Source organism: Blastococcus sp. SYSU D01042, assembly GCF_054050515.1.
In genome coordinates this window covers 271,572-294,080 of the sequence record NZ_JBJGZM010000005.1, presented here as the reverse complement: position 1 = coordinate 294,080, position 22,509 = coordinate 271,572, and the positions used below count along the sequence as shown (strand labels likewise).

Here is a 22,509-nt window from a genome sequence, read left to right as displayed (position 1 = left end):
TGACACCTCCGGCCGCAGCGGCCGCAGCGAGTGCCGGCAGCTGCTCCAGCGCCCGCCCGTTGCGCACGAGCGCGTTGGCCGCACCCGCCGACATCCGGTGGTGCCCGCGCAGCCACGAGGCCATCGACGCCTTGCCGTCGTGCTCAGCGGCGCCGGCCACCTCGCACTGCCGTACCGTCCGCGCCACCTCGGCGGCCAGCCGGTTCGCCGCGATGAGCAACGGACCCAGTCGCTCGAGCAGGGCCGCGCCGAACTGGCCGTCCAGCCGCTCGCCGGACAGCGCGTCGAGGGCCTCGGCCAGCTCGTCCACGACACCTCCACCGGTTCGATCAGGTGTTCGAAGTCTAGCGCTCGGCAGGGGTCCGCGCATCGTGAATCCCCAGGTCAACAGCCCGCCCCCGGATGCCTGCACATCCTTGACAGCTGTCGTCCGGCACCCAAGCGCTGTGCACCGCTCCACTCCGCGCGATGAGTTCCGCCGCACGTCGGCGTCTTCCGGTAGACCTCCACCGAGCGGCGGAGCAGCACGAGAGGGCGATCAGATGACGGACACCGACGCACGACACGACCTGCAGCCCTGGGTCGCGACGACGTACACCGGCCTGGCCGACCGGCTGGCCGGCGGCCCGCCCGCCGCCTGGGACGCCCCCACCCTGTGCGAGGGGTGGCAGGTCCGGCACGTCGTCGCGCACGTGACCATGCCCGCCCGGCTGACCCCCGAGCAGTTCGGCGCCGAGATGGCCGCCGCGGGCGGCGACTTCGGCCGGCTGTCCGACACCGTGGCGGCCAGGGACTCCGCACTGCCCGCCGAGGAGCTGCTCGCCGCCCTGCGCTCGCCGGTGCTGCACGCCTGGGAGCCGCCGGGCGGCGGCGCGGCGGGTGCGCTGAGCCACGCCGTCATCCACTCGCTGGACGTGACCGTCGCGCAGGACGCGGCGCCGGTCGCACCGGTCGAGGCGGTCACGGCGGTGCTCGACCACCTCGCCGACGCCGACGGTGCGTACTTCGGCATCGACCTCACCGGCGTCCGCCTCGAGGCGAGCGACACTGGGTGGAGCAGGGGCAGCGGGACGACGGTGCGCGCCACGACCGGCGAGCTGCTGACCCTGCTCAGCGCCCGCACGCTCCCCGACGGCCGGGCGCTGCCGCGCCGCTGACGAGTTCAGCGCGAGCCGCGCACCCGCATCGTGATCGCCGTGCCGATGCCCAGGGCGACGCCGGGGACCGCCAGCCACATCGGCCAGAAGTGCACCGGATCGGACCCGCCGAGGCTGACCAGCAGCCACACGGTGACGTTGATCGCCACGACGCTCGCCCAGATGGTCCAGAGGACCTTCAGCGCGAGCGGGAAGCCGGCCGACCGCCGGGCCACCGACGCACCGGCGGCACGGGCGACCGCCGCCGAATCGGCCGCGGCGGTCGTCGCCGCGCGCACGTGCGCAGCCGGCGTCGCCACCCGCGCCGGCGCACCGGCCGGCGGCAGGTCGGTGAACAGCCGCTCCAGGTCGCCGTACGTCACCGCCGCGTAGGCCTCGGCGAGCCGCCGGTCGTACTCGTGCAGGTCGAGCCGACCCTCGTCGTGGGCGGCGCGCAACCGGTCCGCGGCCGCCTGCCGGTCGACATCGCCCGCCCGCAGCTCGGGTGCGTGCGCCATGCCACCTCCGGATCCTGGTCGTCGGCTCATCGTCGCACCGGCTCCCCGGACGGCGGAACGACCCGGGCCGCCGGGAGCGGCGCCGCTGTGAATCCGGCCCGCTTCCCGACGCAGGTGTCACACCCGCCCCACCCGTCGGGGAGCATGGAGGGACCATTCCGTCCGACCCGGTAGAACAGGTGGCATGGAGAGCACTGCCGAGTTCGACCTCCGCGACGCCGTGGCGCCGCGGACGCCGGCGGTCTCCATCGAGATCACCTCCACGCCGGTGCTCAGCTACGCCCTGGCGCACAACGGCATCCCCGTCGTCCCGCGGCTGGCGCTGACGTCGGAGACCACGGTCCGGGCGGCGACCGTCCGGCTGGCGGTGCGCGACGCGGAGGGGCCGATCGCCCGTCCCGTCGAGCTGCTGGCCGACCTGGACGCCGGCCGCACGACGGTCCTCACCGACGTCGGCCTGGTCATGGACCCCGCCGCGATGCTGCAGGTGGAGGAGCAGCGCCCCGGCGTCATAGACGTCGAGGTCTGGGTGGACGTCGAGGGCGAGGACGGCCCGGTGTTCGCGGGCGAGGCCTCCCGCTCGGTGCAGGTGCTGGCCGCCAACCAGTGGCTGGCCTCCCCCCTGCCGCTGGCGCTGGAGATGCTTGCCGCGCACGTCATGCCCAACCACCCCGCGGTCACCGCTCTGGTCGCCGAGGCCGCGGACCGGCTGGAGCAGACCACGGGCAGCGGCGCGCTGGTCGGCTACGCCGCGACCGCCGAGCGGGTCGACGAGGTCGTCGCCGCCGTCGCGGAGACGCTGCGCTCCCGGGGGCTGCGCTACAGCGAGCCCCCGGCCACCTGGTCCGACGTCGGTCAGCAGGTGCGCTCCCCCGGCGACGTCCTGACCTGGAAGGTCGGCACCCCGCTGGACCTGGTGGTGCTCCTGGCCGCCGCGCTCGAGCAGGCCGGCATCCGCCCGCTGCTGTGGCTGGCCGAGGGGCACGCGTTCCTGGGGTACTGGCGCGAGGAGCGCAGCGCGGAGTCCGCCGCGACCACCGACGCCGCCGGCCTGGTCAACCTGGTCGACCTCGGGCTCATGGGCCTGGTCGAGACGACGCTGCTCACCGCGGACGAGCCCGGCGCCGACCTGCACCGCCCCGCCTACGACGGCTGGCTCACCGGCGAGCTGGACCGCATCGTCGGCGTCACCGACGTGCACCGCGCCCGCCGCGACGGGATCGTGCCGCTGCCCGCCCGCGCCCGCGACGAGGCCGGCGTCCTGCAGGTGGTCGAGTACCGCGCGGCCGTGCACAGCACCCCCGCGGCGCCCGAGGCGACGGCGACGTCCACGCCGCGCCCGGAGGCGCCGCCGCGGGTCCAGCAGTGGAAGAACGCCCTGCTCGACCTCAGCCTGCGCAACCGGCTGATCAACTACACCGGCCGCACCGGCCTGGCGCTCACCGTGCCCGACACCTCGCTGCCGGTGCTCGAGCGCTTCGTGCACGACGGCACGCCGATCACGCTGCTGCCCGGCGACCAGCTCGCCGCCGTCCAGACCGAGCGCGGGCTCACCAGCGCCGCCGACCTGCCCGGCGCGCAGCTCGCCGACCTGCTGGTCGAGCGCCGCGAGGTGCACGCCGACGTCACCACCGGCGGCTACCTGCCCCGGCTGCGCAACCTCGCCTACCGGGCGAAGACCGTGCAGGAGGAGACCGGCGCCAACAACCTGTACCTGGCGCTCGGCTCGCTGGTGTGGGAGCTCGACGGCCGGCCGCTGCGCTCGCCGCTGGTGCTCATCCCGGTCACCCTCACCCCGCTCTCCCGCACCGGCTCCTACCGGCTCGCGCTCGACGAGTCCGGCAGCAGCGCCCCGAACCACTGCCTGCTGGAGAAGCTGCGCCAGCTGCACGGGCTGTCGATCCCGACGCTGACCGAGACCGCCGACGGCACGATGGACGTCGAGGCCGCGCTCGAGGCGATGCGGGTGGCGCTGGTCGGGCACGGCCTGCCCTACCGGGTCGAGGCGACCGCGGACCTCGCCGTCCTCCAGTTCGCCAAGTACCGGCTCTGGAAGGACCTCGACGAGCACTGGGCCGACTTCGCGGAGAACCCGCTGGTCGCGCACCTGGTCCACGAGCCGACCGAGCCGTTCACCGACCCGGCGCTGGACAGCGGCGCCTTCACCGACCTCGACGACCTCGCGGCGCAGCTGCCGGTCGCCGCGGACGCCTCGCAGCTCCGCGCCATCGCCGAGGCCGACGCCGGGCGCACGTTCGTGCTCGAGGGCCCGCCCGGGACAGGCAAGTCCCAGACCATCACCAACCTGCTCACCCGCGCCGTCGCGGAGGGCAAGCGGGTGCTGTTCGTCGCCGAGAAGCGGGCGGCGCTGGACGTCGTCGCCCGGCGGCTGGACGCCGTCGGCATGGGCATGTTCGCCCTCGACCTGCACGACAAGGGCAGCCGCGCCTCGATGGTGCGCGCGCAGATCCGGCTGGCGCTGGAGCACGCGGTCGCCGTCGACGAGCAGGGCCTGGCCGCCGACTCGGAGAACCTGCGCTCGGCCCGCCGGCTGCTGGCCCGCTACGCCGACCGGCTGCACGCCGAGAACGCCGCCGGCCTCTCGCTGTACACCGCGCGCACCTCCGAGCTGACCGCCGGCACCGACGTCGAGCCGCTGCCGATCCCGCTGCCGTTCGTCGCCAACGCGCCCGCCGAGGTGCTCACCCAGGTGCGGCGCGCGCTGGCCCTGCTGCCCGAGATCGCCGACCTCACGCGGCCCTCGCTGCGCCACCCGTGGGCGTTCGTCGACTCCCCCACCATCGACCTGCCCGCCGCGCAGGCCGCAGCCACCGCCGTGGACGCCGCGGTGCGCGGGGTCGCGGCCCTGCCGGCGCTGACCCAGGTGCTGCGGCACGCCCGCACGCCGGAGGACTTCGGTGCGCTCGGCCACCTGCTCGCCGGGCCCGCCGTCGGCCTCGACGTGCTGGACGAGACGTTCTCCCACCGCTGGACGACGGCGACCGGCGCGATCCTGGGCGAGGTCGCCGCCTTCCTGGCCTTCCGGCACCCCGGCATGGACCTGGTCGACCCGGAGGTGCTCGGGCTGGACCTGGCCGAGATCTACGTCGCCGCGCAGACCGCCGCCGCCTCCTCCTGGTGGGGCCGCCGGCGCCGGCTGGTCGCGGTGCGGGACCGGCTGGCGCCGCACCTGCGCCCCGACGCCAAGGTCAAGCCCAAGGACGTCCCCGCGCTGGTCGAGAACCTGTGGCGGGTGCAGACGGCGGTGGCCCAGATCGCCGGCCGGGTGGCCGCGCTGCCGGGGATGACCGTCCCCGAGGGCTGGAACCCGTTCCTCGAGCCGCAGCTGATCGACCAGCAGGTGGCGTGGCTGCGCCGCGCCGGGCAGGCCGTCGACGGGCCCTCGGCCTTCCACGTGCAGCTGCGCAAGCTGATCGTCGCCGGGATGCCCGTCGGCCCGGAGGCGGCGTCCGCGGTGGCCGCGCTGCACGAGTCGGTGACCTCCCTGATCGCCGTCAGCGGCTCGAGCGCCGACCAGCTCGCCGCCTGGACCGGCGACGACGGCTTCACGCTGCGCTGGTCGATGACCCGGCCCGAGCGCGGCACCGACGGCTCGGTGCTCATGTCGCTGCGCCGGTGGGTGACCTTCCTCGACACCCTCGAGCCGCTCCGCTACGCCGGGCTGTTCGACGCGCGGCGGCTGCTGGTCACCGGCGCGATCGCTGCCGACGACGCCGTCCGCGCGCTGGACCGCGGCCTGGCCGTGGCGTCGGTGAGCGAGCGGCTGGACGCGACCGGGCTCGACCTGTTCGACGAGGGCCTGCACGGCAAGGCGATCGAGCGCTTCACCGCCGCCTCCCGGGCGGTGCGCGAGCACCTGACCGCGGCGCTGCCGGCGGCGGTGCTGGGCGCGCGGCCCTTCGACGCGGCATCGGGCGCCGGCCAGGTCGGTGCGCTGCAGCGCGAGCTGGCCAAGCAGCGCCGCGGGCTGGGCGTGCGGCAGCTGCTCGCGCAGTACGGCGAGCTGGTCACCGCGGTCATGCCGTGCGTGCTGGTGTCGCCGGACTCGGTTGCCCGCTTCTTCCCGGCCGCCGCCGCCCAGTTCGACCTGGTCGTCTTCGACGAGGCCTCGCAGATCCGGGTGGCCGACGCGGTCGGTGCGCTGGGCCGCGCGAAGGCCGCCGTCGTCGTCGGTGACTCCAAGCAGATGCCGCCGACGTCCTTCCTCGAGCCGGCCGCCTCGGCCGCGGACGACGTCGTCGAGGTGGAGACCGCGGTCGAGGACGAGGAGTCGATCCTCAGCGAGTGCGTGCAGGCGCGGGTGCCGCGGCACTGGCTGTCGTGGCACTACCGCAGCCAGGACGAGTCGCTGATCGCGTTCTCCAACGCGCAGTACTACGAGAACCGCCTGTCGTCGTTCCCGGCGCCGACCCACGGCCGGGCGTCGGCCGAGCCCGACGGCCGCGGCGTCTCGCTTGTGCGGGTGCCCGGCACCTTCCACCGCTCCGGCGCCGGCCGGCTGCTGCGCACCAACCCGATCGAGGCCAAGGCGATCGTCGCCGAGATCCGCCGCCGGTTCGACGCGGTGCCCAAGTGGGACGGCGTGGACGCGGTGCCCTCGATCGGCGTGGTCACCTTCAACGCCCAGCAGCGCTCCTACATCGAATCGCTGCTGCGCGACGCGGACGACGAGCGGCTGGCCGCCGCGCTGGACCGCACCGACGGCGAGGGCCTGTTCGTCAAGAACCTGGAGAACGTGCAGGGCGACGAGCGCGACGTCGTGTTCTTCTCCACCGGCTTCTCCCCCACCGCCGACGGCACGCTGCCGCTGAACTTCGGACCGCTCAACCGCAGCGGCGGTGAGCGCCGGCTCAACGTGGCGATCACCCGTGCTCGCCGGCAGGTCGTCGTCTTCTCCTCCTTCGACCCGGAGCAGCTGCGGGCCGAGGAGACCAGCTCGGTCGGCATCAAGCACCTGCGCGCCTACCTCGACATGGCCGAGCGGGGCACCGACGTGCTGCCGCGCTCGCCGCGCTCGGTCGCCGTGATCGACCGGCACCGCGAGGAGATCGCCGCGCGGCTGCGCGACCGCGGCCTGGTCGTGCGCACCGACGTGGGCCTCTCGGAGTTCCGGGTCGACCTGTCGATCTCCCGACCTGCCGACCCGGACACCCCCGTGGCCGCCGTGCTGCTCGACGGCCCGTCCTGGGCGCGACGCGGGACGGTCGGCGACCGGGACGGCCTGCCGGTCGAGGTGCTCGACGGGCTGCTGCGCTGGCCGGTGGTCGAGCGCGTGTGGCTGCCGTCGTGGCTGCTCGAGCCCTCCGCGGTGACCGACCGGCTGGTCGAGGCGGTCGACGCCGCCCCGTCGACCGCGGTCCTGCCCGCGCCCATCCCCCTGCCGACGGCGGCGGTCGAGTCGTTCAAGGGCGTCGCGGCGCTGCGCTCGTCGGTGACCGCGTCGGTCGCCGTGCCCGCTGCCGCACCGGCTCCCAAGCCCGCGGCCGCCAAGCCCGCGCCCCGGAAGCCCGCCGGGCCGGTGGTCATGGACGGCGAGACGCCCTTCGTGCCGTGGATCCCGAAGGGCGCCGGCGAGAAGTCCGTGCTCGACGAGCTGCCCGCGGCCAAGGCGGCGCGGGCGGTGCGCCGGGTGCTGACCGCCGGCATCAAGGCCGAGGGCCCGATCCACGTCGACCGGCTGGCCAAGCTGACCGTCGGGGCGTTCGGGCTGAACCGGGCGACCGAGTCCCGCAAGGCCGCGCTGCTCTCCCTGCTGCCGCCGTCCGCAGTGCAGGGCGAGCACCTGTGGCCCGAGGGCGTGACGCCGGAGAGCTACGAGGGCTTCCGCCGGCAGGTGTCGAGCACCGACCGCCCGATCGACCAGGTCGCTCCGGAGGAGATCGCCAACGCCATGCGGGCCCTGTGCCGCGCCGCCGCCGGGATGGGCCGCGGGGAGCTGCTGACCCAGACCGCCGCGGTGTTCGGGCACAAGCGCCGCTCGGCGGCGGTCACCGCCGTCCTGGAGAAGGCCCTCGTCGCGGCCATCGGCCGCGGCCGGCTCACCGAGCAGCCGAACGGCCTGCTCACCGTCTGACCCCTTTCCTGCTTTTCCGCGGAGAAGCGGACCGCTTCTCCGCGGAAAAGCGGGGGGTGGACCGCCCCGGGTAATCGGGCTGCGCGATTCCGGATGCGTGTGTTGACTGCACCGGCCTTCGGGCACACACGACCGCATCCGAGCGAATCGAAAGGACGATGGAGACGATCAACGGACGCCTGCTCAACTGGGCGTCGATCCTGGAGGACACCACCCGCGAGCAGGCCGAGCGCACCGCGCAGATGCCGTTCATCCACCCGCACCTGGCCCTCATGCCCGACGCCCACCTGGGCATGGGCGCGACCGTCGGTTCGGTCATCCCGACCGACGGCGCGATCATCCCGGCGGCGGTGGGCGTGGACATCGGCTGCGGGATGATCGCCGTGCGCACCCAGTTCACCGCCGACGACGTCGCCGGCCGCCCGCTGGACGTGCTGCACGACCAGATCTCGCGCTCGGTCCCGCTGTCGGCCGGTGGCCGGAACCAGAAGATCCGGGCCAGCGCCGAGCCGCGGATCGCGGAGCTGCGCGAGACACCGGGCGCCGGGCAGGCCGACGCCGAGGCGCGGCAGTGGCCGCAGCAGCTGGGCTCGCTCGGCTCGGGGAACCACTTCATCGAGCTCTCGCTCGACGAGGCGGACCGGGTCTGGCTGTTCCTGCACTCCGGGTCCCGGGGCGTCGGGAACCGGCTCGCGCAGAAGCACATCAAGGTCGCGCGGGAGCAGTGCGCGAAGCGGCACATCCAGCTGCCCGACCGCGACCTGGCCTACCTCGTCGAGGGCGAGCCGGAGTTCGACCGGTACATCGAGGCGCTGCGCTGGGCGCAGCGGTTCGCCTACCTCAACCGCGAGGAGATGATGGACCGCTGCGTCGACCAGCTGGGCCGCTTCCTGGGCGCGGAGGTCGAGCGGCACGAGACGGTCAACTGCCACCACAACTACACCGAGCGCGAGACGCACTACGGCCGTGAGGTGTGGCTGTCCCGGAAGGGCGCCATCTCGGCACGGGAGGGCCAGCTGGGTCTCATCCCGGGCTCGATGGGCGCGGCGTCCTACGTGGTGGTCGGCAAGGGCAACGTGCCCTCGCTGATGTCCTCGCCGCACGGCGCGGGCCGGAACTTCTCGCGGTCGGCGGCCCGGAAGCGGTTCACCCGCCAGGACCTCGACGCGCGGATGACCGGCATCGCGTGGGGGCACTCGGACGCGTTCCTCGACGAGCACCCCGACGCCTACAAGCCGATCGACCAGGTGATGGCCGACGCCGCCGACCTGGTCGAGGTGCGCCACACGCTGCGCCAGATCGTCAACGTCAAGGGCGACTGAGAACCGGGCCGGCGTCCCTCCGGGACGCCGGCCCGGTGCGTCCGTGACGCCCCGCGTTCGGCCGTGCCCAACGCGTGCCCGGCGCCGCCCGAAACGGGACCACCAGGACTCGTTTCCGCAGGTCACACAGCCGTTACCGCCGCAACGAGATCTTTACGCGCCCCGTATTGACGGGTGAGCGCGGTCACGCATACGTTCCACAGACACGAACGCCGTACGGCTAGGCGGAACGTTCTGTCGAACGGAGGATGGCGCGTGAGCGACCCGATGCAGGCTCCCGGCGGCCTCCTCGCGCCCTGCACGCTGGGGCCGCTGCAACTGCGCAACCGCGTCTTCGTCCCCGGCCACACCACCAACTTCGGCCGGCAGAACCGTCCCACCGAGCGCACCGCCGCCTACCACGCCGAGCGGGCCAGGGGCGGCGTCGGCCTGATCATCACCGAGGCCGTGCGGGTGCACCCCACCAGCGCCGGCCGCTCCATCAGCCTCGGCTCGTTCGACGACGAGTCGATCCCCGCCTACGCCGCGGTCACCGAGGCGGTGCACGCCGAGGGCGCGGCGATCCTGGCGCAGATCATGCACGCGGGCCGCCAGGCCAACGGCGACGCGACCCGCACCGCCGCCTGGTCCTCCTCGGCCCTCCCCTGGGCCGTCGGCTCGCACATCCCGCACGCCATGGGCCGCGGCGACATCGCCACCATCGTCTCCGCCTTCGGCGACGCCGCCCGCCGGATGCGCAGCGCCGGCTTCGACGGCCTCGAGGTGCACGCCGGCCACGGCCACCTGCTCCAGCAGTTCCTCTCCCCCGTCACCAACACCCGCACCGACGGCTACGGCGGCGACCTCGACGGCCGGCTGCGGCTCACCCGCGAGGTGCTCGCCTCCGTCCAGGCGGCCGCGCCCGGCATGCCGGTCGGCCTGCGGGTCAGCGCCGATGAGTTCCTCCCCGGCGGGCTCACCCCCGACGCGGTCATCGAGATCACCGGCCTGCTCGCCGCGGAGTTCCCGCTGCTCTACGTGCACGTGAGCCACTCCGCCTACCACGGCTCGTGGTCGCTGAGCACCCAGATGGCCGACATGAGCTTCGGCCACGCCCCCTTCCGGCACCACGCCGCGCTCTTCAAGAAGGCGCTGCCCGACCTCCCGGTCCTCGCCGTCTGCCGGCTGGACTCGCTGCCCGAGGCCGCCGAGCTGATCGACGCCGGCGAGGCCGACCTCGCCGGGCTCGCCCGCCCGCACATCACCGACCCGCACCTGGTGCGCAAGGCGATGGAGGGCCGCGCGCACGAGACCCGCCACTGCCTGGCCTGCAACCAGGCCTGCATCGGCCGCGTCGAGCAGAGCCTGCCGATCTCCTGCGTGGTCAACCCCGAGGTCGGCGTCGAGCGCGAGTGGGCCGGCGCCTGGGCCGCCGCCCCCGCCACCGCCGCACGCCGGGTCCTGGTGGTCGGCGGCGGGCCGGCCGGTCTCGAGGCCGCGCTGTCGGCCTCGCGCGCCGGCCACGACGTCACCCTCGCCGAGCGCTCCCCCGGCCTCGGCGGCACGGTGGCCGTCGCCGCCCGGGTGCCCGGCCGCGAGCGGCTGGGCCTGCTCACCGACGAGCTGATCCGCGACGTGCGCGCCGCCGGCGTCGACGTCCGCACCCTGGTCGAGGTGGACACCGCCACGGCGCGCGACGGCGGCTGGGACGACGTCGTGGTCGCCACCGGCGCCCGCCCCTCGGCCCGCGCGCTCGGCGACGGCGTCCCGGTGGTGGACGCGGTCGCGGTCGTCGACCGGATCGGCCCGGACGCGGCCGACCCCGCGCAGGGCACCGTCGTAGTCCTCGACGACGAGGGCGGCTGGACGGCCGCCTCGATCGCCGAGGCGCTGGCCCGGCAGGGCTGCCGCGTGCACCTGGTCTCCCCCACCGCGTCGCTGGCCGCCCGCATCACCACCTACTCGAAGCTGGCCCTGGTGCCCCGACTGCGCGACCTCGGCGTGCGCGCCCACCTGATGCGCACCGCGGCCGTCACCGGCCCGGGCCGGGTCACGCTCACCGACACCCTCAGCGGCGACACCAGCGAGCTCGAGGACGTCGCGCTGGTCGTCGACGTCGGCCTCCCCGCCGCCGCCGACGAGCTGTACCGGGCGCTGGACGCCGACGACGGCGGACCCCGCGTCCACCTGGTCGGCGACGCCAACGCACCCCGCACCGCCACCGAGGCGGTCTACGAGGGCCGCATCGCCGGCGCCTTCCTGGGCCGCGAGGAGACGCCGGAAGCACGCCTGGTCCGGCTCACGTACTGACCCCCCGGACCGGGGCCGGAACCGTCCGGGCCCCGGGCAGCACCCCGAGCCGCCTCACCCGAGTCGGCCAGCACCGAGAGCTGAGGAACGAGACATGAGGAAGTCCTTGCGGTTGACGGCGGCCGGCCTGGCCGGCGCCCTGCTGCTCGCCGGTTGCGGCAGCGACGACGAGGCCGGCAGCAGCAGCAACAACGCGTCGGGCGGCGACAGCGGCTCGTCGAGCCCTGCGGAGCTCACCTTCGTCATCGCCTCCGCCGTGACCTCCCCCAAGGAGGAGGTGGCCGTCGTCGCCGTCGGCGAGCAGATGGGGTACTTCGAGGAGGAGAACCTCACCGTCGACACCGTCAACGCCGACGGCTCCGTCGCCGCCGTGCAGGCCGTCGCCGGCGGCAACGGCGACATCACCCCGGCCGACGCGGGCTCGATCCTCGCCGGCATCCAGAGCAACGTCCCGGTCAAGGCCGTCGGCGGCCTGGTGCAGAACTGGCCGTGGCAGATCGCCACCCTGCCCGGCAGCGACATCACCTCCGGCGAGGACCTCGAGGGCAAGAAGCTCGGCGTCATCTCGCTGGCCTCCGGCAGCGCCCCCTACGCCCGCGCCTTCATCCGCGACGCCGGTCTGGAGCCCGACTCCGACGTCGAGCTGCTCCCGGTGGGCGTCGGGGCGCAGGCCGCGGCCGCCCTCACCGGTGGCGACGTCGACGCGCTCGCCCTCTACGGCCAGGCCTACACCGTCATCGAGAACTCCGGCACCGAGCTCGAGTACCTCGACAACCCCGACATGTTCGACGGCATCCGGTCGCTGACCTTCGCCGCGTCGAACAACGCGATCGAGGAGGACCCCGAGGTCTACGAGCGCTTCCTGCGCGCCGCCTACAAGTCGATGCTCTTCGCCGCCGCCAACCCCGAGGCCGCGATGCGCATGGGCTACGAGACCTTCCCCTCGATCCTCGCCGGTGCGCCGATCGAGTCCCGCCTGGAGTCCGACGTCGCCAGCCTGACCGCCTGGCTGGAGAGCGCCACCCCCGCCGAGGGCGAGCCGGCCGACTGGTCGGACTGGGGCGCCATCAGCGACGAGGAGTGGGAGAAGACCCAGGCCTACACCGTCGACGCCGGGCAGATCCGCGAGGAGATCGAGCTCGACCGCGTCTGGGACGACAGCCTGCTCGAGGCCGCCAACGACTTCGACGCCGACGCCGTCCTGCAGCAGGCAGCCGACTGGACGCCCTGACCTGACCGCGATCTGACCTCCCCCACCCCAACCACTCAGGAGGAGCAGCACTGTGGCTACCCAGCCCGTACTGGCCGACGGCCGGTCGACCACCGGCCCCGACGCGGCCGACTGGATCGACGTCGCCGGACTGCACAAGTACTACCGGCCGCGGAAGTCCGAGCCCACGCACGCGCTCTCGGACATCGACTTCCAGGTCCGCCGCGGGGAGTTCATCTCCGTGGTCGGTCCGTCCGGCTGCGGCAAGACCACGCTGCTGAAGATCCTGGCCGGGCTCATCCCCAAGTCGGAGGGGGAGGTCAGCATCGCGGGGCACGCGGTCACCAAGCCGCTGCCGGAGGTCGGGATGGTCTTCCAGGCGGCGACCCTGCTGCCCTGGCGCACCATCCTCGAGAACGTCATGGTGCCCGTCGAGATCCAGAAGCTGGACAAGGGCAAGCACCGCGACAAGGCCATGGAGCTGATCGAGATGGTCGGTCTCCAGGGCTTCGAGGACAAGTACCCCTACGAGCTCAGCGGCGGCATGCAGCAGCGCGCCGGCATCTGCCGCGCGCTGGTGCACGACCCGGCCGTGCTGCTCATGGACGAGCCGTTCGGCGCGCTGGACGCCATGACGCGCGAGTACATGAACGTCGAGCTGCTCCGCATCTGGCAGGAGAAGGCCGCCACGATCGTGCTGGTCACCCACTCGATCCCCGAGGCGGTCTTCCTCTCCGACCGGGTCATCGTCATGAGCCCCCGTCCCGGCCGGATCACCGAGGTCATCGACATCGACCTCCCCCGGCCGCGCGACCTGTCGGTCATGAACACCGACCGGGCCGGCGTGTACGTCAGCCGGATCCGCCAGCACTTCAACGCCGCCAGCGTCATCGACTGAGGGACCCGCCATGACCGACACCAGCACCGCCGCCGTCGAGGGCCGCGACCGCTCCGCCCCGGCCGCCCCTCCTCCGGTGAGGCAGAAGGACCGCGGCCGGTGGGACCTCCGCGAGCGCCCCGAGCTCTGGATGGTCCCCGCCGTCTTCGTCCTCGTCATCGCCATCTGGGAGTTCGGCGTCGACCTCTTCGACGTCGACGAGTTCGTCCTCCCCCCGCCCAGCGCGATCGCCGAGTCGCTCTGGAACCAGCTCACCAACGACCTGTTCTGGGGGCACTTCTGGGTGACCGCCCAGGAGACCCTCGTCGGGTTCGCGATCGGCGTGACCGTCGCGCTCACCCTGGGCACGCTGATCTCGCAGGTGCCGATCCTCGAGAAGACGCTGATGCCCTACATCGTCGCCTTCCAGACGGTGCCCAAGGTGGCCCTCGCGCCGCTGTTCGTCGTGTGGTTCGGCTTCGGCCTGACCAGCAAGATCGTGATGGCCGCGGTCATCTCGTTCTTCCCGATCCTCATCAACGTCATCGAGGGCCTGCGCTCGGCGGACTCCGACCGGATCCAGATGCTCACGGTCTTCGGCGCCAGCCGGTCGCAGATCTTCCGCATGGTCCGGCTGCCCACCGCCCTGCCGTTCATCTTCGCCGGGCTGGACATCGGCATCGTGTTCGCGATCCTCGGCGCGGTCGTCGGTGAGTTCATCGGTGCGCAGGAGGGCCTGGGCTACCTGCTGCTCCAGACGAACTACAACTTCGACATCGCCGGCATGTTCGCCGTCCTCGTCGTCCTGTCGCTGATGGGCATGCTCGCCCACCTCACGATCCGGTTCGCGCAGCGCAAGATCGCGTTCTGGGCCGAGGAGAACCGGGTGATCGGCGCGTGAGCGGACGCCAGGACCCGAACCGCTTCGACGGCCGCGTCGCCCTCGTCACGGGCGCGGCTCGTGGGATCGGCGCGGTCATCGCCGCCACGCTCGCCGAGCGCGGCGCCACGGTCGCCCAGGCCGACGTGCTCCCGCTGGACTCCTGGGAGTCGACGCTGGACGGCGGTGCGCACAGCCGGCACTCCGTCGACGTGCGCTCCGACGAGTCCTGCCGGGCGCTGGTCGCCGAGGTGCTCGACACCCACGGGCAGCTGGACCACCTGGTGAACAACGCCGGCATCGTGCGGCGCGGCTCGGCGGCCGAGACCTCCCCCGAGGAGTTCACGACCGTCCTGGACGTCAACCTGACCGGCACCTTCCGGATGTCCCGGGCGGCGTACCCGGCGCTGCGCTCCACCTCGGGCAGCGTGGTGAACATCGGCTCGACCAACGGCCACATCGCGGTGCTCAACACCGTCGCCTACTGCGTGAGCAAGGCCGGCGTCATGCACCTGGCCCGCGTCCTGGCCCTGGAGTGGGCGCCCGACGGCATCCGCGTCAACGCGGTCGGCCCGACCATCGTGCCGACCGACATGACCGCCGACGTCCGGTCCGACCCGGCGTACATGGCCGACAAGATGGCCAGCATCCCGCTGGGCCGGATGGCCGAGTCCCAGGACGTCGCCGACACCGTCACCTACCTGCTCAGCCCGGCCGCGAGCATGGTCACCGGCCAGACCGTCTTCGTCGACGGCGGCGTGACCATCTCCTGAGCCCCACCCCCCTTCCGAGAGGACCCTTTCGTGACCAGCACAGACCCGGCCCAGGCCGACGTGCTCCACACGGCGCGCGTGGCCGTGACCGGCGGCCGCGGCGGATCCGCCAAGTCCGAGACCGGCACGCTGCAGGTGGAGCTGGCCCGGCCGGCCGAGCGTGGCACCGAGGACGCCGGCACCGACCCCGAGGAGCTCTTCGCCGCCGGGTTCGCCGCCTGCTTCGACAGCGCCCTGGGCGTCGCCGCCCGGCGCGAGCGGATCAGGGTCGGGACGACGTCGACCACCGCGTCGGTCTCGCTCACCGCCACCCCCGCGGGCCGGTACGCCCTCACCGTCGCCCTCGACGTCCAGGCGCCGGACTGCCCGCAGGCCGACCTCGAGCGCGCCGTCGCGGTCGCCGAGACGCTGTGCCCCTACGCCAACGCGGTCCGGGGCAACGTGCCGCTCACGCTGCAGGCGACCGGCCGGCAGTGAGCACCCACGAGGACGACGGGACGCCGGCGATGGGCGCTCCCGACGAGACCGGCCCCCGCTCGGGCCTGGCCCGGGCGATGGCGGTCATCGAGCTGCTCGCCGAGCGGGCGCCGGAGACCCTCGGCGTCTCCACGGTCGCGCGGGCGCTGGACTACCCGAAGGCGGTGGCGCACCGCATCCTCAAGGAGCTGGTGACCGCGGGCTTCCTGGGGTTCGACGACCGCACCAAGCTCTACGGGCTCGGTCCCGGCGCGCTCAAGGTGGGGCTGGCGGCGCTGCGCTCGCTGGACGTCACCCGGGTGACCCGGCCCTACCTGGAGCAGCTGGTCGCGCAGACGCAGGAGACCGCGACGCTCTCGGCGCGGCAGGGCTGGACCCGCGTCTACGTCGACCAGGTGCTCTCCCCCCGGGAGATCCGGATGGCGGTGCCGCTGGGCACCAGCCACGCGCTGCACGCCGGCTCGTCGTCCAAGGCGATCCTCGCCGCGCTGCCCGAGGACCAGGTCGAGGAGTACCTGGCCTCGGCGTCGCTGGAGCGGGTCACCGCCGCGACCATCGTCGACGTCGACGCGCTCCGGACCGAGCTCGCCCGCGTGCGGCGGCTGGGCTACGCGATCAGCACCGGCGAGCGCCAGCCCGGTGCCGGCAGCGTCGCCGCGGCCGTGCGCAGCGCCAGCGGCGACGTGTGGGGCTCGATCTCGGTCTGCGGCCCGCTGGACCGGTTCACCCCCGAGGCCTTCACCTCCCACGGCGAGCTGCTCGTGGAGGTGGCCGCCGCCATCAGCCTGGAGATCGGCTACCGCGAACCGCACGCCACGAGCACCCGCACGTGACCGAAGTGGAGGAGAACGTGCCCGAAGGACCGTTGACCGGACTCCGCGTCGTCGACGTCTCCACCATCCTGGCCGGCCCGCTGTGCGCCCAGATCCTCGGCGACTTCGGCGCCGAGGTCATCAAGATCGAGCACCCGGTCGCCGGGGACAGCATGCGGGGCCACGGCCGCGCGAAGGACGGCGTCCCGCTGTGGTGGAAGGAGATCTCCCGCAACAAGCGGACGATCGGCCTGTCGCTGTCCGCGCCGGCCGGCGCCGAGGTCTTCCTCGAGCTGGCCGCGACCGCCGACGTGGTCGTCGAGAACTTCCGCCCCGGCACGCTGGAGCGCTGGGGCGTGGGCCCCGAGCAGCTGCACGCAGTCAACCCCGGTCTGGTCCTGGTGCGCATCACCGGGTTCGGCCAGACCGGCCCGTACTCCGCGCGACCCGGCTTCGGCACCCTGGCCGAGGCGATGAGCGGGTTCGCCCACCTGACCGGGCAGGCCGACGGTCCGCCGACCCTGCCCGCCTTCGGCCTCGCCGACAGCATCTGCGGGATCGCGGCGTCCTCGGCGGCCTCGATGGCGCTGCTCGCCCGGCACACCAACGGTGGCAAGGGCCAGGTGATCGACATGAGCCTGCTCGAGCCGATCATGGCCGCCGTCGGTCCGGGGCCGACCAACTTCCAGCAGCTGGGCGAGGTCGGCACCCGGCACGGCAACCGGTCGACCAACAACGCGCCGCGCAACACCTACCGCACCAAGGACGACAGCTGGGTCGCGGTCTCCACCAGCGCCCAGGTGATCGCCGAGCGGGTCATGCGGCTGGTCGGGCACCCGGAGGTCATCGACGAGCCGTGGTTCCGCTCCGGCGGCGAGCGCGCCGAGCACGCCGACCTGCTCGACGACATGGTCGGCGGCTGGATCGCCGAGCGCACCCGCGAGGAGGTCGTGCGCGCCTTCGAGGAGGCCGGTGCGGCCATCGCCCCGATCTACACCGCGCAGGACCTGGTCGAGGACGAGCACGTGCGCGCCACGGAGATGCTCACGACCGTGCCGGACGACGACCTCGGCGAGGTCCTCATGCACAACGTGATGTGGCGGATGTCCGGGACGCCCGGGTCCATCCGCTTCCCCGGCCGGCCGCTGGGCGCCGACACCGACGACGTCCTCGCCGAGCTCGGCTACGACGCCGAGGCGGTGGCCGACCTGCGCGCCCGGCAGGTCCTCGCCTGACCTGCCCCGTTCCCCCGCTCGCCCCCCCCCTGACCCCTGAGGGACGTCTCCCGTGACCACCAGCACCACCACCGACCCGCTGCTGCAGGCCCTCACCGGCACGCTGCGCACGTACGACCTGGGCCGGCCGCTCACCGTCGGCATGCCCCAGTCGCCGAACCACCCGGCCTTCTGGCACACGCTGCCGCGGCGGCACGGCGACATGGTCCGCCCCGACGGCGGCTCGGCCGCGAACGACATGATCACCATGGGCACGCACGTGGGCACCCACATCGACGCCCTCGCGCACGTCTCGCAGGACGGGAGGCTGCACGGCGGCGCCGACGCCGCGGAGGCCGGCGTCGGCGGCAAGTACGTCGAGCACGGCGTGCACACCATCGAGCCGATGATCCGGCGCGGCGTGCTGCTCGACGTCCCGGCTGCGCTGGGCACCCAGGAGGGCTGCGCGCCCGGGTACGAGATCACCCCGGCCGACCTGGAGGCGGCCGAGGAGCGCCAGGGCACTCCGGTGCGGCCGGGCGACGTCGTGCTGATCCGCAGCGGCTGGGGCCGGCACTTCGCCGACCCCGACCGGAACGTCTACATCGGCGGGGCGAGCGGGGTCCCCGGCGTCGGCGAGGCCGGCGCGACCTGGCTGGCCGGGCGGGGCGCGCACGCGGTGGGCGCGGACACCATCGCCTTCGAGTGCCTGCACCCGGGCGCCGGGCACAGCGTGCTGCCGGCCCACCGGGTGCTGCTGGTCGAGAACGGCATCTACATCGTCGAGGCGATGGCGCTGGAGGAGCTGGCCGCCGACGGCGTGCACGAGTTCATGTTCGTGCTCTCCCCGCTGCCGATCTTCGGTGCGACCGGCTCGCCGGTGCGCCCGCTGGCGGTGGTCACGCGTGGCTGAGCAGTCCGTCGCGGAGCAGACCCTCGCGCAGCAGCTGGCCGCCTTCGCCGAGCACTCGTACACCTCCGGTGTCCCCCACGACGTCGCCGCGAGCGTCCGGCAGCGCGTCCTCGACGTCGTCGGCCTGTGCGTCGCCGCGCACCGGCTGCCCACCAGCGCCGGCGCCGTCGCGTTCGTGCTCGAGCAGGGCGGCAACGGCCAGGCGACCGGCGTCGGGGTGGCCGAGCCGCTGCCCGCCGCCCAGGCCGCGTTCCTCAACGGAGTGCTCGCCCACTCGCTGGACTACGACGACACCCACCTGCCCTCGGTGCTGCACCCGAGCGCCAGCGTCGTGCCGGCCGCCCTGGCGGCGGCCGAGGCCGGCGGGGCCACCGGCGAGCAGACCGTCGCGGCGATCGCGGTCGGCCTGGAGATCGCCGTCCGGCTGGGCATGGCCGGCTACGACGCGGAGCTGGGCAACTCGGTCTTCTTCGAGCACGGCCAGCACGCCACCTCGATCACCGGCGCGATGGGCGCCTCGGCCGCCGCCGCGCTGCTGCTGGGCACCGGCGCCGAGGGCGTCGCGAACGCGCTGGGCATCACCGCCTCCTTCGCCGCCGGGATCATCGAGGCCAACCGCACCGGTGGCACCGTCAAGCGGCTGCACTGCGGCTGGGCCGCGCACTCGGCGGTCACCGCCGCGCAGCTGGTGCGGCACGGGTTCACCGGCCCGCCGACGGTGCTCGAGGGCCGGTTCGGCTTCTTCGAGGCGTTCCTGCGCGACCAGGTCGACCTCGCCCAGGTCACCGACGGCCTGGGCGCGGAGTGGGCGGTGCCGGGCATCTTCTTCAAGCCCTACCCGGCCAACCACTTCACCCACGCCGCCGTCGACGCCGGCCGGGCGCTGCGCGCCCGCGGGGTCGAGCTCGAGCGGATCGAGCGCATCGAGCTGCGCGTGCCGACCGCCGTCGTCCGCACCATCGGCGACCCGATCGAGGGCAAGCGCACCCCGGAGACCGGCTACCAGGCCCAGTTCAGCGGGCCGTACGCCGTCGTCGCCGGGCTGATCGGCGGCTCCGGGTTGGGCGTCGGGCTGTCGGACTACACCGACGAGCTGGCCACCGACCCGTTCCGCCGGTCGCTCATGGCCCGCGTCGACGTCACCGGCGACGCACGGTGCGACGAGATCTTCCCGATGCAGTTCCCCGCCGTCGTCACCCTCCGCACCGACGACGGCCAGGACTGGACCGAGGAGGTCCTGGTCAACCGCGGCGGACCGCAAAACCCGCTGTCCGACGCCGAGCTGACCGTCAAGTTCCAGGAGAACGTCGCCGGCCGGCTGGACGACGACGCCGCGCGCCGGGTGCAGGAGTCCGTGCTGCACCTCGACCGCACCGACGACGTCGCCGCCGTGCTGGCGCCGCTGCGCCGGTTCACCTCCGCCGGCTGACCCCCCACATCCCGAACGAGCAGGAGGCACCTCAGTGAGCTACGACCTGTTGGTCCAGAACGTCCGCGTGGTCCGCCACGACCGCCCCGAGCCGGAGACCGCCGACATCGCCGTCACCGACGGGAAGATCGCGAAGGTCGCCCCCGGCATCGACCCGGCCGAGGCGCGCACCGTCGTCGACGGCGGCGGCAAGCTGGCCTTCCCCGGCGTCGTCGACGCCCACCAGCACTGGGGCATCTACAACCCGCTGTCCGAGGACACCGCCAGCGAGAGCCGCGCGTCGGCGCAGGGTGGCGTGACCACCGGCATCACCTACATGCGCACCGGCCAGTACTACCTGAACAAGGGCGGCCCGTACGCGGACTTCTTCCCCGAGGTCCTGCAGGCCTCCGAGGGCCGCGCCTACGTCGACTACGCCTTCCACCTGGCCCCGATGATGAAGCAGCACATCGAGGAGATCCCGTCGCTGGTCCGCGACCACGGCGTCACCTCGTTCAAGATCTTCATGTTCTACGGCAGCCACGGGCTGCACGGCCGGTCCACCGACCAGAGCTCGTTCCTCATGACACCCGAGGGCGAGCGGTACGACTTCGCGCACTTCGAGTTCGTCATGCGCGGCGTGCAGAAGGCCCGCGAGGAGTTCCCCGAGCTGGCCGACCAGATCTCGCTGTCCCTGCACTGCGAGACCGCCGAGATCATGAGCGCGTACACGAAGATGGTCGAGGAGGAGGGCACCCTCACCGGCCTGGCCGCCTACTCGGCCTCGCGCCCGCCGCACTCCGAGGGCCTGGCCGTCAGCATCGCCTCCTACCTCGCGCACGAGACCGGCCTGCCGACGATCAACCTGCTGCACCTCTCCGGCGCCAAGGCCATGGACGCCGCGATGCGCATGGCGACGGCCTTCCCGCACATCGACTTCCGCCGCGAGGTCACCGTCGGCCACCTGCTCGCCGACATCGACACCGCCTCGGGCATCGGCGGCAAGGTCAACCCGCCGCTGCGCCCGCGCGAGGACGTCGAGGCGCTGTGGGAGCACGTGCTGGAGGGCAACGTCAGCTGGGTGGTCAGCGACCACGCCTGCTGCCGCGACGAGGTGAAGTTCGGCGAGCCGCGCGAGGACGTGTTCGTGGCGAAGTCCGGCTTCGGCGGCGCCGAGTACCTGCTGCCGGGCATGGTCAGCGAGGGCAGCAAGCGCGGGCTCTCCTACTCGCGGATCGCCGAGCTGATCTCCTGGAACCCGGCGCAGCGCTTCGGCCTGCCGACCAAGGGCGCGATCATCGAGGGCCTGGACGCCGACTTCGCCCTCGTCGACCCCGACCGCACCTGGACCGTGCGCGCCGAGGACTCGCTGTCGACGCAGGAGTACACGCCGTTCGAGGGCTTCGAGCTGACCGCCGCGGTCACCGACACCTTCCTGCGCGGGCAGCAGATCCTCGAGGACGGCAAGCTCGTCGGCGAGCCGGCCGGCCGCTACCTGTTCCGCCCGACGGGCGAGCAGCCCCCGGCATGACCGCGCCGCGCAGCTACCTCTACGTCCCCGGCGACCGTCCCGACCGGATGGCCTCGGCCGCCGGCCGGGGCGCGGACGCGCTGATCCTCGACCTGGAGGACGCCGTCCCGACCCCGGCCAAGGCCGCGGCGCGCGAGCACGTGCGCACGTTCCTGGCCGGGGCGCCGGAGGGGCCGCAGTGGTGGGTGCGGATCGACGCGGAGTCGGTGGCCGACGACGTCGCCGCCGTCGTCGGGAAGCGGCTGTCCGGGATCGTGCTGCCCAAGGCGGAGCCCGGACTGCTCGCGGAGCTGGACCGGGCGCTGGCGTCGGCCGAGGCGGAGTCCGGCGTGCCCGCCCGCTCGGTGCCGGTGCTCGCGCTGATCGAGAGCGCGCGCGGGCTGGTGGCGGCCGAGCAGGTCGCCGCCGCCTCGCGCGTGGTCCGGCTGGGGCTCGGCGAGGCCGACCTGGTGGGCGAGCTGGGCCTGCAGCCCGGCCCGGACCGCGAGGAACTGTGGCCCTTGCGTTCGCGGATCGTGGTCGCCTCGGCCGCCGCGGGCATCCTCCCGCCGGTCGGCCCCGTGGAGACGGCCATCCGCGACGCCGACCGGCTGGTGCGCACCACGGCGCTGCTGCTCCGCCAGGGGTTCCGCGCGCGCACGGCGATCCACCCCGACCAGGTGGCCGTGGTGAACGAGGCGTTCACACCGTCGGCCGAGCAGCTCGCCGCGGCCCGCGACGTGCTCGACCGGCTGGCCGCGGCGCAGGAGCAGGCGGCCGGCGTCGCGCTCACCGCCGACGGCCGGTTCATCGACGAGGCGGTGGCGCGCGCCGCCCGGGAGGTCGTCGGCCGGGCGCGCTGAGCGGCGTTCTGTTACGGGCAGATGTCCATTTCCGGGAATGGCATCCGCACCGTTCCGCTGGGCCGAACAATGGCGGCGCGCCGTGTGGCGAACAGGCCGCTGACCTGCGGTTTCACGCCTTGCGGATCGGCTCTTGACAAGCTCCGCGGCCGTGGAAAGACTGCTTCCACAGCGCAGGGAACGGTGTTCCGCTGAGCCGAACGGAATGGTCAG

At 73.7% G+C, this 22,509-nt stretch carries 16 protein-coding genes and 1 pseudogene; 15 read left to right on the top strand and 2 right to left on the bottom strand.

Annotation, left to right across the window (positions count from 1 at the left end; all coding sequences use genetic code 11):
* A pseudogene (locus ACI79H_RS12235) lies at positions 1 to 310 on the bottom strand (endonuclease); the annotation flags it as partial.
* Between the two features lie 232 nt (positions 311 to 542).
* Between ACI79H_RS12235 and ACI79H_RS12230 the strand changes: the two are divergent.
* Positions 543 to 1,157, top strand: a complete 615-nt coding sequence (locus ACI79H_RS12230) for a maleylpyruvate isomerase family mycothiol-dependent enzyme (RefSeq protein WP_456554666.1) — start codon at positions 543 to 545, stop codon at positions 1,155 to 1,157.
* Between the two features lie 5 nt (positions 1,158 to 1,162).
* Here the strand turns inward: ACI79H_RS12230 and ACI79H_RS12225 are convergent, their stop codons facing one another.
* A complete protein-coding gene (locus tag ACI79H_RS12225) occupies positions 1,163 to 1,654 on the bottom strand; it encodes a DUF1707 SHOCT-like domain-containing protein (RefSeq protein WP_456554665.1) in 492 nt (163 codons plus the stop codon).
* A gap of 184 nt (positions 1,655 to 1,838) precedes the next feature.
* Between ACI79H_RS12225 and ACI79H_RS12220 the strand changes: the two genes are divergently transcribed.
* From ACI79H_RS12220 to ACI79H_RS12155, 14 genes are all read left to right on the top strand, one after another.
* Positions 1,839 to 7,748 carry a DUF4011 domain-containing protein gene (locus ACI79H_RS12220; RefSeq protein WP_456554664.1) on the top strand — a complete coding sequence of 1,970 codons (5,910 nt, stop codon included), beginning with the start codon at positions 1,839 to 1,841 and terminating at the stop codon, positions 7,746 to 7,748.
* Positions 7,749 to 7,906: 158 nt separating this feature from the next.
* Positions 7,907 to 9,070: an RtcB family protein gene (locus ACI79H_RS12215; protein WP_456554663.1), complete on the top strand. Its 1,164-nt coding sequence runs from the start codon at positions 7,907 to 7,909 to the stop codon at positions 9,068 to 9,070.
* Between the two features lie 255 nt (positions 9,071 to 9,325).
* On the top strand, positions 9,326 to 11,359 hold the full coding sequence (locus ACI79H_RS12210) for an oxidoreductase (RefSeq protein WP_456554662.1): 2,034 nt from the start codon (positions 9,326 to 9,328) through the stop codon (positions 11,357 to 11,359).
* 94 nt (positions 11,360 to 11,453) lie between these two features.
* Positions 11,454 to 12,590, top strand: a complete 1,137-nt coding sequence (locus ACI79H_RS12205; RefSeq protein ID WP_456554661.1) for an ABC transporter substrate-binding protein — start codon at positions 11,454 to 11,456, stop codon at positions 12,588 to 12,590.
* A gap of 52 nt (positions 12,591 to 12,642) precedes the next feature.
* Positions 12,643 to 13,467, top strand: a complete 825-nt coding sequence (locus ACI79H_RS12200) for an ABC transporter ATP-binding protein (RefSeq protein ID WP_456554660.1) — start codon at positions 12,643 to 12,645, stop codon at positions 13,465 to 13,467.
* A 10-nt stretch (positions 13,468 to 13,477) separates the two neighbouring features.
* Positions 13,478 to 14,347: an ABC transporter permease gene (locus ACI79H_RS12195; protein ID WP_456554659.1), complete on the top strand. Its 870-nt coding sequence runs from the start codon at positions 13,478 to 13,480 to the stop codon at positions 14,345 to 14,347.
* Complete coding sequence (locus ACI79H_RS12190) at positions 14,344 to 15,099, top strand: SDR family NAD(P)-dependent oxidoreductase (RefSeq protein ID WP_456554658.1); 756 nt, start codon at positions 14,344 to 14,346, stop codon at positions 15,097 to 15,099. The genes ACI79H_RS12195 and ACI79H_RS12190 overlap by 4 nt, the downstream gene beginning before the upstream one ends.
* Before the next feature lie 30 nt (positions 15,100 to 15,129).
* Positions 15,130 to 15,576 carry an Ohr family peroxiredoxin gene (locus ACI79H_RS12185; protein WP_456554657.1) on the top strand — a complete coding sequence of 149 codons (447 nt, stop codon included), beginning with the start codon at positions 15,130 to 15,132 and terminating at the stop codon, positions 15,574 to 15,576.
* On the top strand, positions 15,573 to 16,409 hold the full coding sequence (locus ACI79H_RS12180; protein ID WP_456554656.1) for an IclR family transcriptional regulator: 837 nt from the start codon (positions 15,573 to 15,575) through the stop codon (positions 16,407 to 16,409). Before ACI79H_RS12185 ends, ACI79H_RS12180 begins: the two co-directional genes overlap by 4 nt.
* Positions 16,406 to 17,623 (top strand): CaiB/BaiF CoA transferase family protein, encoded by a 1,218-nt coding sequence (locus ACI79H_RS12175; protein ID WP_456554655.1) that lies wholly within the window; start codon positions 16,406 to 16,408, stop codon positions 17,621 to 17,623. The genes ACI79H_RS12180 and ACI79H_RS12175 overlap by 4 nt, the downstream gene beginning before the upstream one ends.
* 52 nt (positions 17,624 to 17,675) lie before the next feature.
* The gene (locus tag ACI79H_RS12170) at positions 17,676 to 18,515 is read left to right on the top strand and encodes a cyclase family protein (RefSeq protein WP_456554654.1); all 840 of its coding nucleotides are present in this window, start codon (positions 17,676 to 17,678) and stop codon (positions 18,513 to 18,515) included.
* On the top strand, positions 18,508 to 19,944 hold the full coding sequence (locus tag ACI79H_RS12165) for an MmgE/PrpD family protein (protein ID WP_456554653.1): 1,437 nt from the start codon (positions 18,508 to 18,510) through the stop codon (positions 19,942 to 19,944). Before ACI79H_RS12170 ends, ACI79H_RS12165 begins: the two co-directional genes overlap by 8 nt.
* A gap of 34 nt (positions 19,945 to 19,978) precedes the next feature.
* On the top strand, positions 19,979 to 21,454 hold the full coding sequence (locus tag ACI79H_RS12160; RefSeq protein WP_456554652.1) for a dihydroorotase: 1,476 nt from the start codon (positions 19,979 to 19,981) through the stop codon (positions 21,452 to 21,454).
* Positions 21,451 to 22,296, top strand: a complete 846-nt coding sequence (locus ACI79H_RS12155) for an HpcH/HpaI aldolase/citrate lyase family protein (protein ID WP_456554651.1) — start codon at positions 21,451 to 21,453, stop codon at positions 22,294 to 22,296. The genes ACI79H_RS12160 and ACI79H_RS12155 overlap by 4 nt, the downstream gene beginning before the upstream one ends.
* Positions 22,297 to 22,509 lie beyond the last annotated feature (213 nt).